Here is a 14,742-nt window from a genome sequence, read left to right as displayed (position 1 = left end):
AATGTGGCGCACATTTTACTCACATGTTAGCGGCTGTGAAACGCATTTCAGGTAAATCCGTATGTTGCTGGCGCGATTCACCTCTGCGCTACTATTTGAATATTTGTTAAGATTGTTGGGCTTTAGTCGTTTTAGTGAACATACAATCGCTCTACTCACAAAGATGCAGGGAAAGTGTTATGAAAACGTTAGGTGAATTTATTGTCGAAAAGCAGCACGAGTTCTCTCATGCTACAGGTGAACTCACTGCTTTGCTGTCGGCAATAAAGCTGGGCGCTAAGATCATCCACCGTGATATCAACAAGGCCGGTCTGGTCGATATCCTGGGTGCCAGCGGTGCCGAAAACGTTCAGGGCGAGGTTCAGCAGAAACTCGATCTGTTCGCAAATGAAAAACTGAAAGCTGCACTGCGCGCGCGCGACATCGTTGCGGGTATCGCCTCTGAAGAAGAAGATGAAATTGTTGTTTTCGAAGGGTGTGAACACGCTAAATACGTTGTTCTGATGGATCCGCTCGACGGCTCTTCCAACATCGACGTTAACGTTTCTGTCGGTACCATTTTCTCCATCTACCGCCGCGTCACGCCTGTTGGCACGCCGGTGACCGAAGAAGATTTCCTGCAGCCTGGCATTAATCAGGTTGCAGCCGGTTACGTCGTTTATGGCTCCTCCACCATGCTGGTGTATACCACCGGGTGCGGGGTTCACGCCTTTACGTACGATCCGTCACTGGGCGTTTTCTGCCTGAGCCAGGAACGCATGCGCTTCCCGGAGAAAGGCAACACCTACTCCATCAACGAAGGCAACTACATCCGCTTCCCGAACGGCGTGAAGAAGTACATCAAATTCTGTCAGGAAGAAGATAAAGCGACCCAGCGCCCTTACACGTCCCGCTATATTGGCTCTCTGGTCGCGGATTTCCACCGTAACCTGCTGAAAGGCGGTATCTACCTCTACCCAAGCACCGCCAGCCACCCGGACGGGAAGCTGCGTCTGCTGTACGAATGCAACCCGATGGCGTTCCTGGCCGAACAGGCGGGCGGCAAGGCGAGCGACGGTAAAGAGCGTATTCTGGATATCGTGCCGGAAAGCCTTCACCAGCGCCGTTCATTCTTCGTCGGCAACAACCACATGGTTGAAGACGTTGAACGTTTTATCCGTGAGTATCCGGACGCGTAATCCCACTCCCCCGGGGAGCCAGTCTGGCTCCCCGACACATTTATATATTTTACCGTATAAGTGTTTATAAAAAACACGCTTTAATATTCACCCCTGCTCCTGCATTATTTCCATAACAGTTTGACAATTATTTCCTGGAGCAGAATTGCAATGAAAAATTATTCCCGGGCTAATACCGGCATTGATTTAAACCTTATTCCTGTATTTATTGAAGTCGTCCGCTGCGGCAGTATGGCAAAAGCCTCTTTGCGCCTGGAGATGTCCCGGCCTGCGGTGAGCCTGGCGTTGAAACGCTTTAATCAACTGTTTGATGAGCCTTTATTTTCCCGCAAAGGTTTATATCTTGAGCCGACGGAAAAAGCGTTAGCCTTAACCAGCTCGCTGGAAATATTAATGGGTGATATTCACGATAATATTGCGGCGGTAAATTCCGCGAGAAATAAAACCCCGGCACAGAATGCACCGGGGCCGGGGAATATTATGCCGCAGTCTGAGCCGTCACTTTGAACGATGACATGGCTTCCATCAGCTGACGCGACTGCTCCTCAAGGGAGCGGGTCGCGGCGGAGGATTGCTGCACCAGCGCCGCATTCTGCTGCGCGGTTTCGTCCATCTGATTCACCGCAATATTCACCTGCTCAATGCCGCGGCTCTGCTCCTGAGACGCGGTGGCAATTTCGCGCATCAGTTTAGTCATGCGCAGCACTTCTGTTGCGATCTCATCCATCGTTTCACCCGCCTGCTGGGCCAGCTCGCTGCCCTCGTTAACGTGGGTCTGCGAATCACTGATAAGCGAGCGGATCTCTTTCGCCGCGTCGGCGCTACGGCTGGCAAGGTTACGGACTTCACCCGCGACGACGGCAAACCCGCGTCCCTGCTCGCCCGCGCGCGCCGCTTCCACGGAGGCGTTAAGCGCCAGAATGTTGGTCTGGAAGGCAATACCGTCGATCACGCTCAGGATGTCGGCGATGCGCGCCGAGCTGCCGGAGATATCGCGCATTTTTTCAATCACGTAGCAGACCATTTCGCTGCCGTGATCGGCGGTGTCGGAAACGGACTTCGCCAGCTGGTGCGCCTGCTCGGCATTATCGGCGTTGAGCTTCACCGTCGCGGTGATCTGCTCCATGCTGGCGGCGGTCTGCTCCAGCGACGTGGCGGTAGATTCGGTGCGCTCGGCAAGATCCCGGTTCCCCGCCGTCAGCTCGCGGCTGCCGGTGTCAATTTGCGAGCTGGCATCGCGTACCCGCATAACCGAGCTCATCAGCGACTGGCGCATCTCCTCTATCGCCGCGTTGAGGCGGTTAAACTCCTGGCTCGCCGGCGCATTCAGCGTATGGGTTAAGTCCCCCGCCGCCACGTTCTCCAGCTGCGCAATGGAGGCCGACAGCGGCTTAAGCAGCATATGGCGCAGCACCAGCCAGGCGAGCACGATAATGCCCGCCGTCAGCAGCGCGGCGACGATAATCAGGATCAGCACGCGGGTTTTGCTCGCCTGCACAGCGCTCACTTCCGCCTGACCTCGCGCTTCGCTCCATTTTTGAAACGCCTGCATATCGTTATCAAACTGCTTCGCTACCGGGATCAGCGTGTTCTCCAGCAGATCGTAATAGCTGTCCGCGCTCTGGTCATTCAGGGTTTTCAGCATCGGGCCGATCCCCTGCTGGTTATACGTCGCCAGGCTGGCCGCGACTTTATCGAGGAGCTGCTGCCCCTGCTCGTCAGCCACGCCGCCGTCAATCACGCCTTTCAGCGTTTTCTGGGCCAGGGCAACTTCCTGATTGATGTTTTTTACCGCTTTGGCCGCATCGTCCAGCATGCCGATTTCCATCATCCGGACGGCCTGACCCGCCTCATTGCGCGCGCGCAGGATCAGCGTATAGCCTGAATTAAGCTGCACCATCTGCTCACCCTGAAGGTGATTAATGCGCTGCAGTGAAGAAGAACTCTGTGTGAGGGCATAAATGCCGATGCCGCTGACAATCAGCAGCAGAAGGGTCATAACGGCCAGTAAAGAGAGCAAGCCGGTACGAATCGATAGCGTTTTAAGCATGATATTATTTCCGGTAGCGAGATATTTCTGGGCATAAAAGAAGAGTATCGGCCGCTACCGGTAAATGTTTAGACTTTAAGTAAATTCAGAGTGTTATCGCTCTGTTACCGATGTGTTTACACGGGTAACAGGCGAGCTTTGTCGGTTCTCCCAGAGCACCGTCAGGCCGCGCTGGAGCGCGATAAAAATAAACAGCAGAATGCCGATGGCGATCTTCGTCCACCAGGAACTGAGCGTGCCGTCGAAGTTGATATAGGTTTGTATCAGTCCCTGGATGGCCACGCCGAACAGCGTCCCCAGCACCGTTCCTACCCCGCCGCTGAGCAGCGTGCCGCCGATAACCACAGAAGCAATCGCATCCAGCTCCACGCCTACGCCTGCAAGGGCATAGCCCGCCTGGGTATACACCGAGAAGACGATACCCGCCAGCGTCGCCAGGCCTGTCGAGAGCATATAGATGCGGATGGTGGTGCTGCGGGTTGAGATCCCCATCAGGTTGGCCGACGTAGCGTTGCCGCCGATGGCGTAAACCTGATTGCCGAACCGGGTGCGGTGGGCGAGGAAGATGCCAATCACTACCACGCCGAGCATCAGCAGCCCCATCGCGCTCAGGCGGCCGCCGCCGGGAATTTTCCACGCCAGGCTGGAGAGCGTGTCGTACACCGGGTGGTTAATGGGGATCGACTCTTCCGACACCAGATAGCTCACCCCGCGCAGGAAGAACATTCCCGCGAGGGTAATGATAAACGCCGGGATTTTTAACGCGTCGATCAGCAGCCCCATAAAAGCGCCAAACGCGCAGCCCATCGCCAGCACCAGCGGAAACGCCACCAGCGGAGAGATGCCCCAGAAGCCGATCGCCTTCGCGAGGAATACCCCCGTAAACGCGATCACCGAGCCAACGGAGAGATCGATCCCGCCGGAGAGGATCACAAAGGTCATCCCGACCGCGATGATGCCTAAAAAGGCGTTATCGGTCAGGATATTGCAGATCACGCGCGTCGAGGCAAAACCGGGGAATTGAGTGAGGCAGTAGAGATACCCCAGCACAAACACGCCCAGCGTGATCGTTAACGGTAAATTACGTTTTATCATGGCCACGGATCCCCTTAATGATGCTGACAAAGCGCGGCGACTGGACGATCAGCACGCAGAGCACGACCACCGCTTTTACCACCTGGTTGAGTTCCGGCTGGAACCCCGAAAGCAGGATCCCGGTGTTCATGCCCTGAATGATCAGCGCGCCTATCACCGAGAGCAGCAGGTTAAAACGCCCGCCCATCAGCGACCCGCCGCCGATCACCACCGCGAGGATCGCGTCCAGCTCCAGCCAGAGCCCGGCGTTGTTGGCATCGGCCCCGCGGATATCTGCCGCGACGATGACCCCGGCGATGGCGGCACACACGCCGCTCAGCACGTAGGTCAGCATCACCATCAGCCGGGTGTTGACCCCGGCATTTCGTGCCGCACGAATGTTGATCCCCACCGCCTCAATGAACATGCCGAGCGCCGTTTTACGGGTGAAGAGCCAGAACACCACTAACGTGACCAGCGCAACGATCACCGGTGTCGGGAAGAACAGGAGGTTGCCGCTGCCGATCCACGCCAGGCTCGGCGAGTTAAAGGTGACAATCTGTCCGGAGGTAATCAGCTGCGCCACCCCGCGTCCGGCCACCATTAAGATAAGGGTGGCGACAAAGGGCTGAATTTTCAGCACCGCGACCAGAATGCCGTTCCATAGTCCGGCCAGCACCCCGGTGCCCAATGCCGCCAGCAGTACCACCGGCAGGCTGTGTCCGGCCACGGTCATGGAGGCAGCGGTAGCGCCGGCGATTGCCATTACCGCGCCGACGGAGAGGTCAATCCCGCCGGTGGCGATCACCAGCGTCATCCCAATCGCCAGCAGCGCCACGGGCGCAGCACGGTTTAAAATATCGATCGGGCTGCCAAACAGGCGGCCATCCTGCACGACGATCTGAAAGAAATGCGGTGCGACAAGGCTATCTACCAGCAGCACTACCAGCAGCGCCGCAATTTGCGGCGTGCCGGTTGGCCAGCTAAAGCGGCGCTTTGACTCACCGGTTTGCGAAAGCGAACGGGACATCACGATTCACTCCTTACGCCGCGATGGCATTCATGATTGCCGGAACGGACAGCTTATCCAGCGGGATCTCTGCCACCTGTTTGCGATCGCGCATGATAATGACGCGATCGGCATAGCCCACCAGCTCTTCCAGCTCGGACGAAATAACCAGCAGGGCCAGCCCGTCCGCACAGAGCGTTTCGATAAGCCGGATAATTTCGGCGTGCGCGCCCACGTCGATACCGCGCGTCGGCTCGTCGAGGATCAGGAACTGGGGTTTGGTCAGCAGCCAGCGGGAGAGCAGCACCTTCTGCTGGTTACCGCCGGAGAGGAACTCAATCGGCTGTTCCGCGCTCGGGGTGCGGATGCCGAGCTGGCGTATAAAGCGCTCGGCGATCGCGTTTTGCTCTTTACGGGGGATCGGGCGTAGCCAGCCGCGCTGCGCCTGCAGGGCCAGGATGATATTTTCGCGCACCGAGGCGGCGGCAATAATTCCGTCCGTTTTCCGGTCTTCCGGGCAGAAGCCGACGCCCAGACACGACGCCTGATGCGGCGATCGCAGGGTTTGCGGTTTGCCTTTGATCATCGCGCTGCCGCTGTCCGCTGGCTTGATCCCGAAGATCACCTCGGCGGTTTCGGTTCGTCCTGAGCCTAACAGGCCCGCCAGTCCGACAATTTCACCGGGCCGCACTTCAAGGTTAAACGGCGAGATCACCCCTTTTTTACCGTAATCGCTGAACGCGGCGACCGGCTTCTCGCTCAGCAGCGTGCGCCCTGCGCGCTGAAGGGCGTTAGTTTCCAGCTCACGGCCCAACATCATTTTCACCAGCTCTATCTGCGGGAGCTCGCGGGTTTCGCGGCAGCCGACAAAGCTGCCGTTGCGCAGCACCGTAATGCGATCGCTCACCTCATACACCTGATCGAGGAAGTGCGTGACGAAGATCAGGCTCACGCCCCGATCGCGCAGCTGGCGCATCAGGGTAAAGAGCATCTCCACTTCCTGGGTATCGAGGCTGGCGGTGGGTTCGTCGAGGATCAGCACCTTTGCCGAGAGATCGATCGCCCGACAAATGGCGACGATCTGCTGCATCGCCACGGAAAAGCGGTTCAGCGGCTCGCGAACGTCGAGGGAGAAGCCGTACGACTCCATCAGTTGCGTGGCCCGCGCCTCCATCTCTTTGCGGCGCAGCAGGCCAAAGCGGCGTGGCTCGCGGCCAATAAACAGGTTATCCGCCACCGACATATTCGGCAGCAGGTTCACTTCCTGGTAAACCGTCCCGATCCCCAGCTGCTGGGCATGGGCGGTATTTTTTGGCGAAATGGCGTTACCTTCCAGCCAGATGGTGCCGCGATCGGCTTGATACACGCCGGTCAGAGATTTAATCAGCGTTGATTTGCCCGCGCCGTTCTCGCCCAGCAGCGCCATGATCTCACCGCGCCGCAGGCTGAAATCGACGTTATCCAGCGCCTTTACGCCAGGGAAGAATTTGCTTAAGCCCTCTGTGCGGAGGATTTCCTGGTGTTGTTCAGTTTTCATATTCACGTCCCCGCCACGTTCCCGTAGGCCGGGTAAGCGCAGCGCCACCCGGCAATTTCACTGGATCAGTAGCCCATATTTTTCTTCTTCTCTAACTCTTCTTTCGCCGTATCCGGCAGGTAGAGCGTGGACTTGGTGACGGTCACCTTCTCAGGCATCGTGCCGTCTTTCTTGAATTTCTCCAGCGCGTCGAATGCCGGGCCCGCCATGTTTGGCGTAAGCTCCACGCTGGCGTTGGCTTCACCATCGATCATTGCTTTATAGATGTCAGGCACGCCGTCGATAGAGCCGGTGAGGATGTCTTTGCCCGGCTTCAGGCCCGCTTCTTTAATGGCCTGAATTGCGCCGATCGCCATATCATCGTTGTGGGCGTAAACCATGCAGATGTTCTTGCCGTTGTTTTCAGCCTTGATAAAGCTCTCCATGACCTCTTTACCCTTACTGCGGGTAAAGTCGCCGGACTGGGAGCGGATAATCTTGATGTTTGGCGCTTTGGCAATGGCCTCAGCAAACCCTTTCTTACGGTCGATGGCCACGCTGGCACCGACGGTACCCTGCAGCTCAACGACGTTACACGGCTTGCCGTCGACCTGTTTAATCAGCCAGTCGCCAATTAACTGTCCTTCAAGCACGTTGTTGGCAGTGACGGTGGTCATATAGAGGGATTTGTCTTTGACGTCGATGGAACGGTCGAGCAGGAAGACCGGAATTTCAGCGTCTTTCGCTTCCTTCAGGACGGGTTCCCAGCCGGTCGCCACCACTGGTGCAATAAAGATGGCATCCACGCCCTGGGCGATAAAGGAGCGTACGGCTTTGATCTGATTCTCTTGTTTTTGCTGACCATCGGCGATTTTCAGGGTGATACCGCGTTTCTGAGCCTCGCTTTTCGCAACGTTAGTTTCTGCCGCACGCCAGCCGGATTCAGAGCCAACTTGCGAGAAACCTACGGTTAAGGGAGCGGCCATCGCCATAGACGACATGGCTGCCGAAACTGCTGTGACAAGAAGTAAGCGCTTCCACATATGAGCGTCCTCGTAGGGGTGTTTATTGTTGGTTAAAAGATGTTCTGCGAAATGACTATAGCCAATGAAATATGTAACGAATTGCGTTACATCACACTTCAGAAAAGTGAATAAAACGTTAATCACAAGTTTGTAATCGCTTTCATTTCACCATTAAAAATGCGGCTGAGTTTATGGACATTTCTGTCATGGAAACGGTCTGAAAAGTGGGGCTAGCGGGGAGAGAAAGCGAAAACAGGCGGAGACATTCGGCGTGAGTTGGCTATAATACCTGCCACTTGTTTACCATCCATTTTTAAGGACACCGACATGAGCTTACTCAACGTCCCTGCGGGTAAAGAACTGCCAGAAGACATCTACGTTGTTATCGAAATCCCGGCCAACGCAGATCCAATCAAATACGAAATCGACAAAGACACCGGTGCGCTGTTCGTTGACCGTTTCATGTCTACCGCAATGTTCTATCCGTGCAACTACGGCTACATCAACCACACCCTGTCTCTGGACGGTGACCCGGTTGACGTGCTGGTCCCAACGCCATACCCACTGCAGCCAGGCTCCGTCATTCGCTGCCGTCCTGTTGGCGTGCTGAAAATGACTGACGAAGCGGGTGAAGATGCGAAGCTGGTTGCGGTACCGCACACCAAGCTGAGCAAAGAGTACGATCACATTAAAGATGTGAACGACCTGCCAGAGCTGCTGAAAGCGCAGATCGCCCACTTCTTCGAGCACTACAAAGATCTCGAAAAAGGCAAATGGGTTAAGGTTGACGGCTGGGACAACGCAGAAGCGGCGAAAGCAGAAATCATCGCCTCCTTCGAACGCGCTGCTAAGAAGTAATTCTTACTGCCAGACACAAAAAACAACGCCACCTTACGGTGGCGTTGTCGTTTTTCAGTACTGGTCTCTGTCTAACCAGTTACCGCTTACAATCCGCGTTAACCCGTCGACCGGACGCTGGTAGACATACATCCACGCGCTTCCGTACGGCGTCTGGATCAACTGGCGAGCGTATTCACCGCCCCTGGTGCGCAAGGCATCAAGTTCGGCAAGTGTCGCGTTATCAATACGATAAACTTCACCCTGTACTGTTCCTTCGCCGGGAACCGCGCCTGGATAGTGGCCCAGGCTGTACAACTGGTAGTTCTCGATATTGTAATTCCCCAGTAGCTGGGCATTGGTCATCCAGTGACTGTTGCCTTGCCTGGTTCGTAAACTGCCGTAGACAAATATTCGCATTGCTAAAACTCAAACTGATAGAGCAGATCAAGTGCCTGGTCTACGCCGGACACTGCTTCCAGATATAGCTTAGGCATCAGGCGATAGCGTAACGTGAGTGTTGCCAGTGAGTCAAAGATCCCCACACCATATTTTACCTGCAGACCCGGCAGTACATAGCCGCTGACCACCACCTGCGAGGAGTCACCCACGCCCTGGGTGTCCAGCGCCAGATTGCTTACGCCGAACGTCTCGCCGATTTTACCCACAACCTGCCCACTTTGTGCAACCCCCAGGCCGACCAACATTGAGGTCATCGCCGCGCTGTCGCTCTGACCGCTGTCCAGACCTTGTCCGCGCAACAGGTAAGAGAGGGCTTCCTGCTGCGACATCGCCGGGTCAGAGAAGATCTCCGCCTTCGGTTCGTCGGCAGAGCCGGTAACGCGTACGCCAGCAATGACGTCGTTTTCCGTCGCTTCCGGGTTACGAATCGCTTCGATGTTCAACAATGGTTGATCCGGTGGACCGGAGAACAGCAGCTCGCCTTTGCGGACAATCAGATCCTGACCATAGGCGTGGAAACGCCCTTCAGGGATATTGATCTGCCCGTTCAGGCCAAGCCCTTGCTTATCCTGCGCCACTTTCAGGTCGCCCGTGAGCCTCGCCTTCAGCCCAAACGCATCCAACCGCACGTTATTCCCCACGTGCACGATAAGGTTACTATTAATCGGTATGCCAGCGCTCTTCTCTTCGGCAGGTTTCAGATTTTCATTGAGCATAACTTCATCACTGGAGACGCCGACCGCGCTTTCCGGTACCTCGTGAACCACGATGCGCGCCCACGGCACGTCCACGCGGCCATCCAGGGTGAAGAGGCTTGGCGTCGCTTCAAAGACCACGTCCGGCGAGACGTCCAGGCGCACCATTGGCGGTACGGTGATGCGCACCTTACTGCCTTTCGCAGCAATACGGGCTCGCCAGTTGTCGAGCTGGCTCCAGTCCGCGTCGCCGCTCAGGTTAATTTGCCCCTGCTGAGTTAATACCGAGCCGCTCAGCGTCGAGCTCATGCCGTTGAAGTTCATCGCGATCTGGCTGGGCTGCATATCAAACGGCATGAAGTTACCGTCGATATCCACACCGCTGAGCCGCAGCTGGCCGAACAGCTGAGGGCTTTGCGCGTCGCCAGCCAGACGCAGATTGGCATTCACCATGCCCTCGGCTTTTTCCCCGCGGGCGAAAATCGGGTTCACCATCGCCAGGTTGAAGTTCCGAATATTGACGTTACCGCCCAGATTGCGCCGTCCCTGCGGATCGGTGATCTGTATCTGCCCGTCCATCTGGCCGTTGTTGGTCAGTCGGATAAGCCATCCCAGCTCCGCACGGTTATTATGCAGGTCCGCGCTGACGTTCAGGGTATCGAAGGCCACCGGCAGCGGCGCATCGTTCACCTCCTGCGTCACCTTCACGTTGCGGCCGGAGAGCGTAACGCTGCCCTGTGGCAGCCCCTCTTTGGTGGTGTCCCAGGCGACATCGGCTTTCCCGCTGAAGACGCCGCTTGCCTGCGTGGTATCCGGCATAAACGGTTTAAGCATCGCCAGATCGAAACGGTTGAGGTTGATCTGCGCGCGCCCTTCCGCGCCCGCATCAATGGTCTGCGGCACGCACAGCTCCGCATTCGGGTTGGTCCAGCAGTGTGGCCCAATGCTGATCTTCTGCTCGGCGTTACGGTAGTCCAGCGCAATAGAGCGCGACAGCGCCAGCGGACCCACCGGGGTGTTGAAGCGGGTGTTGTCCAGCGTCCCTTTCCAGCGCGCTTCTTTGCGGTCGAAGCTGCCGGTCAGGTGAAGCTGGCCGGAAACCGGTTCGCCCTGCACACGCAGCTGGAGATCGTGCTGCTTCTCGTTCCCTTTGGCGTCCAGAGTCACCAGGCTAATGTTGACGTCCGGCTGGGAAATGCGCTCCACGCGCAGGTTCAGGTTGCCGCCGATCTGATCGGTGGATTTCACATCCCCTTCCACGCGGACGCGGGCGACGCTCAGTTCCTGCCAGCGCAGATTGTTGGCGGTAATGTCCGCCAGCAGCTGCGGCGCCTCCACGGTGCCGCGCACTTTCACGAGCCCTTTCGCCGTACCGCCCAGACCCGGCAGAGCGTTATCCAGATTCGGCGCGTCGATGGTGGCATCCAGATTGAGATCCTTCACCCCCAGCTCGCCTTTGATATCCGCCGTGTTGCGGCCCAGCGCCACATGCAGCCCCGGAATCACCCACTGCAGGTAGCTGTTGCCTTTCACCGAGCCTTCAACGTTCACCTTGTTCTGCTTCACGTTCCCGGTGAGCTTGATTTCCGGCACGTCCATCTGCCACGTACCGCCGTAGAGGCTGCCGCGGGTTTTAATCAAACCATCGAGCTTCGACGGCCAGTCCGGCACCTCTTTGGCGGTGTTGATCCCCGTCAGCTTCAGTTCGCCGCGCCAGCTGATCGCCTGCTGCCAGTCGAGCAGCGCGGTCAGCTCGGTCTTACCTTCCAGCGCCGCGACGGTCAGCTTGTCGAGGTTAACCTGCTGTTCGTTGCCTTTAGCATCCAGCGTGATAGTGGCGGGCGGCACGCCCTGCCCCTTCACCGCGGTGCGGAACGAGAGCGTGTAGTCGGTCATCTTGCCGCTCAGCTTCAGCTTCAGGTCATCGGCCTGATACTGTTTTTCGCCGGTAAACGGCCAGTAAAGCTGCTTACTGACCACCTCAAGATTGAGCGGCAGCCCGGCTTCCGCCAGCTGGGTTTGCGCACGCAGGGCCATGTCTACCGGGCCGGAAAGATTCACCCCGACATCCAGCTTCTCGCGCAGCGCCCCGCCCACTTTAACCTTCACTTTTTCGCCCTTCAGCGGGTCAATATTAAGCGAGCTGTTGAGGGTGATATCCACCGGCCAGTTGTCGCGCAGCAGGGCGTTGCCTGACGCGTTCACCGAGCCCTGGTTGGTGTCGATATCCAGCGCGTCGAGCTTCATGTTGCCGTCAATGCTGCTGACTTTCAGCAGCATGTTATAGACCGTCAGGTCGGTATCGCCGGTCAGGCGCAGCTGTTCGCCTTTGAACTCCTCAATGTTGAGGTTCAGCGGCAGATGCACGTCGGTCATTTCCGGCAGGACAGGCTTCGAGAAGAGATCTTTCAGCGTTTCGCCCAGCGGCTTCTCTTCCGGCTGCGGGTTCTGGATCTTCGGCTCGACGATCTCCTCCTGCGCCACGTCCGCCACTTTCGGCAGCGCGATCAGCAACCCCTGCAGTGAGGTTGGCGTCAGGGTGAGGTTTTTCTCCTGCCAGCGCAGACCGGAGGTGAAGTCCATGACGGACACGGTGGTGTCGTCGATTTTGATATTGACGTTATCCAGCGCCACCCGATAAAGCGCAATCGGGTACGGCGTGGAGAGGTTCAGCGGGCCGCTGTCCTCTTCCTCGGCCGGCGCAGACGGCGGCATCTTCTTTGAGTCTATCGCCACGTTGACGTCTTTTAGCGACAGATCGTTCACGCAGAGCTTACTGTCCCGAAGGCAGCCCAGCTTCACCGCGAGATGGAATTCCCCGGCGTTGACCGCCACGCCAGGTTGCTCGTAGCGGATGTTCTTCAGACGCAGATCGCGCCAGCCGCCCGTTACCTGGCCAATCTCCAGCCCCGGCACCCAGCGGTTCGCGGCGTTAAACAGCAGATGCAGCCCGGTCGTCGTTCCCACCAGAAACGCCACCGTACCGAGCAGCAGCACGATAAAAATCAGCACCCCGAGGCTTATTTTCTTCCATAAACTCATAATTCAGGCCCCAGACCGATGTAAAACTGTAATCCGTGTTCGTCTTTGTCGCCGACCGGAACGGCGAAATCGAGCTTGATGGGCCCGACGGGTGATTGCCAGCGTACGCCCACGCCCGCGCCGGTTTTGAAATCGCTGCGGCGGATATCGTTCACCGCTTCACCACCGTCAACAAACATGGCGCCCCACCACTTGCCGCTGACGTTGTACTGATACTCCAGCGATCCGGTCGCCAGTTTTGATGCCCCGGTCAGCTGGCCTTTTTCGTTTTCAGGCGAGATCGATTTGTACTTATACCCGCGAATGCTGCGGTCGCCCCCGGCGAAGAAGCGCAGGTCCGGCGGAACGCGCTCGAAATCGCCCGTTTCAATCCAGCCGAGATTGCCGCGCATGACAAAGCGGTGTTTGTCATACAGCGTGCGGATCCAGACGTTTTGCGCCTGCACCACCGTGAAGTCGACGTCAGAGCCCCACATCGTATTGGAGTAGTCGATAGAGTAACGCTGTGAATCCCCCCAGGTTGGCATCAGGCCACCGCGCGAGCGGGTGCGGCTGATCATCACCCCAGGATAGAGCAGCATGGTGGTGTTGGTGACGTTAGCCTGGGTAAAGTGGTCCAGGCTCCAGCGCAGGTTAATGGCGCGCTGCCAGCCGCTGGAGAGATCCCAGAAGCGGGAAACCGCGAGCGTGGTGGAGTCGGACTCCGTATCGTTCAGGTCGGTACGCTTAAAGCCCCCCTGGACCAGATAGTACTGCTCAAGCGGGTTTTTCAGCAGCGGCATTTTGTAGCTGAAATCAAGCTGCTGTTCCGGGGCGGAAATGCTGGCGCTGGTGGTCAGGCTGTGGCCGTAGGAGTTCATCCACGGCTTTTTCCAGGTGGCCTTCACGCGCGGGCCGACGTCTGTCGAGTAGCCAACACCGGTCTCAATGGTGTTCTCGGTGCGCGGCGAGACAACGCCATGCAGCGGCAACACCTTGGTTTTGCGAGACTTATCAAATTCCGGTGCGACAACCACGGAGTTAAACCAGCCGGTAGCGGAAAGACGACGGTTCAGCTCCGCCAGGTCGCTCGACTGGTAGTAATCGCCTTTTTTGAACGGCACGAGGTTTTGCAGGTACTCTTCACGAATTTGCGAACCTTCAAACGTCACATCGCCAAAGCGGTAGCGTTCTCCACTGTCGTAATCGATATCCCAGAAGGCCTGACGTCGATCCAGCGCAATGCCCAGCTGGCTTTTATTGAACTGGCTGTCGAAGTAGCCCTTGCGCAGGGAAACGCTCGTCAGCTCTTTTTTGAAGTGGTCGTAGTCGCCGTGATTGAGCACGGTGCCAACTTTTGGCCGCGTGCTGAGCAGATCCAGGTAATCCCGGTCGGTACGCGCGCCGCCGCGCAGGATGACGTTCGTGCCACCGATCAGCACCGGCTCACCCGGCGAGACGCGGGCAATAAGCACCTGACGCCCCTTCTTTGGCGGCGGGCGGAGATCGAAATCAATGGTGGGTTCGTAATACCCCAGCGCTTTTAGCCCTTCACGGATCGCATCATCCACGCGCGCACGAAAACGCCGGTCCGGCGTCACCTCATCACTCTGGATGGTCGACAGCTGCGCACGCACGTTTTTTTCCAGCGCCCCGGATAACCCCTCAACCTGCAAACGGACATTCGCCGCGCTGGCAACCCCGCTTGTCAGCAACACACTGACTAAACATAACTGGCGGATTTTTGTCACGTTTTCTCCTGAATATCCCTTTTCCACCCTGGAAGCAAATGAAGCGCCGCTGTGCGGCAAAATTCGGCCTGGTAGCCAAAAACCCAAATCGTGGGTTGAAAACGGGTGTAACACCCAAATATTT

The 14,742-nt window shown here is 57.3% G+C and carries 11 protein-coding genes; 3 read left to right on the top strand and 8 right to left on the bottom strand.

The window, feature by feature from the left end:
- Nucleotides 1–179: 179 nt before the first annotated feature.
- Nucleotides 180–1,178, top strand: coding sequence for a class 1 fructose-bisphosphatase (fbp, locus tag AC4ICF_RS02350; RefSeq protein WP_023310178.1), 999 nt, complete (start codon nucleotides 180–182; stop codon nucleotides 1,176–1,178).
- Nucleotides 1,179–1,328: 150 nt separating this feature from the next.
- Nucleotides 1,329–1,685, top strand: a complete 357-nt coding sequence (locus AC4ICF_RS02345) for a helix-turn-helix domain-containing protein (RefSeq protein WP_116343578.1) — start codon at nucleotides 1,329–1,331, stop codon at nucleotides 1,683–1,685.
- Here AC4ICF_RS02345 and AC4ICF_RS02340 read toward each other — a convergent pair.
- From AC4ICF_RS02340 to ytfQ, 5 genes are all read right to left on the bottom strand, one after another.
- Complete coding sequence (locus AC4ICF_RS02340) at nucleotides 1,657–3,228, bottom strand: methyl-accepting chemotaxis protein (RefSeq protein ID WP_316379796.1); 1,572 nt, start codon at nucleotides 3,226–3,228, stop codon at nucleotides 1,657–1,659. The two genes, AC4ICF_RS02345 and AC4ICF_RS02340, sit on opposite strands and share 29 nt — an antisense overlap.
- 93 nt (nucleotides 3,229–3,321) lie before the next feature.
- Entirely contained in the window at nucleotides 3,322–4,323 is a 1,002-nt protein-coding gene (gene yjfF / locus AC4ICF_RS02335) for a galactofuranose ABC transporter, permease protein YjfF (RefSeq protein WP_166709927.1), read from the bottom strand.
- Nucleotides 4,310–5,335, bottom strand: a complete 1,026-nt coding sequence (gene ytfT, locus AC4ICF_RS02330; RefSeq protein ID WP_166709925.1) for a galactofuranose ABC transporter, ATP-binding protein YtfT — start codon at nucleotides 5,333–5,335, stop codon at nucleotides 4,310–4,312. Before ytfT ends, yjfF begins: the two co-directional genes overlap by 14 nt.
- A 10-nt stretch (nucleotides 5,336–5,345) precedes the next feature.
- Nucleotides 5,346–6,848: a galactofuranose ABC transporter, ATP-binding protein YtfR gene (ytfR, locus tag AC4ICF_RS02325; RefSeq protein WP_166709923.1), complete on the bottom strand. Its 1,503-nt coding sequence runs from the start codon at nucleotides 6,846–6,848 to the stop codon at nucleotides 5,346–5,348.
- Nucleotides 6,849–6,913: 65 nt separating this feature from the next.
- Nucleotides 6,914–7,870, bottom strand: coding sequence for a galactofuranose ABC transporter substrate-binding protein YtfQ (gene ytfQ, locus AC4ICF_RS02320; protein ID WP_021240696.1), 957 nt, complete (start codon nucleotides 7,868–7,870; stop codon nucleotides 6,914–6,916).
- A 309-nt stretch (nucleotides 7,871–8,179) separates the two neighbouring features.
- On the opposite strand from ytfQ, the gene ppa reads away from it, so the two are divergent.
- Complete coding sequence (gene ppa, locus AC4ICF_RS02315; protein WP_041911466.1) at nucleotides 8,180–8,710, top strand: inorganic diphosphatase; 531 nt, start codon at nucleotides 8,180–8,182, stop codon at nucleotides 8,708–8,710.
- Between the two features lie 54 nt (nucleotides 8,711–8,764).
- On the opposite strand, the gene AC4ICF_RS02310 is transcribed toward ppa, so the two are convergent.
- From AC4ICF_RS02310 to tamA, 3 genes are read right to left on the bottom strand one after another with little or no spacing between them, the layout of a single operon-like run.
- A complete protein-coding gene (locus tag AC4ICF_RS02310) occupies nucleotides 8,765–9,109 on the bottom strand; it encodes a gamma-glutamylcyclotransferase family protein (protein WP_008501424.1) in 345 nt (114 codons plus the stop codon).
- 2 nt (nucleotides 9,110–9,111) lie between these two features.
- Nucleotides 9,112–12,888 (bottom strand): autotransporter assembly complex protein TamB, encoded by a 3,777-nt coding sequence (gene tamB, locus AC4ICF_RS02305; RefSeq protein ID WP_316379797.1) that lies wholly within the window; start codon nucleotides 12,886–12,888, stop codon nucleotides 9,112–9,114.
- Nucleotides 12,885–14,618 carry an autotransporter assembly complex protein TamA gene (gene tamA, locus AC4ICF_RS02300; RefSeq protein WP_116343584.1) on the bottom strand — a complete coding sequence of 578 codons (1,734 nt, stop codon included), beginning with the start codon at nucleotides 14,616–14,618 and terminating at the stop codon, nucleotides 12,885–12,887. The genes tamB and tamA overlap by 4 nt, the downstream gene beginning before the upstream one ends.
- Nucleotides 14,619–14,742 lie beyond the last annotated feature (124 nt).

It is taken from the genome of Enterobacter sp. ECC_219_Taxon_10, from assembly GCF_058354905.1.
This window is presented reverse-complemented; position numbering and strand designations above follow the sequence as displayed.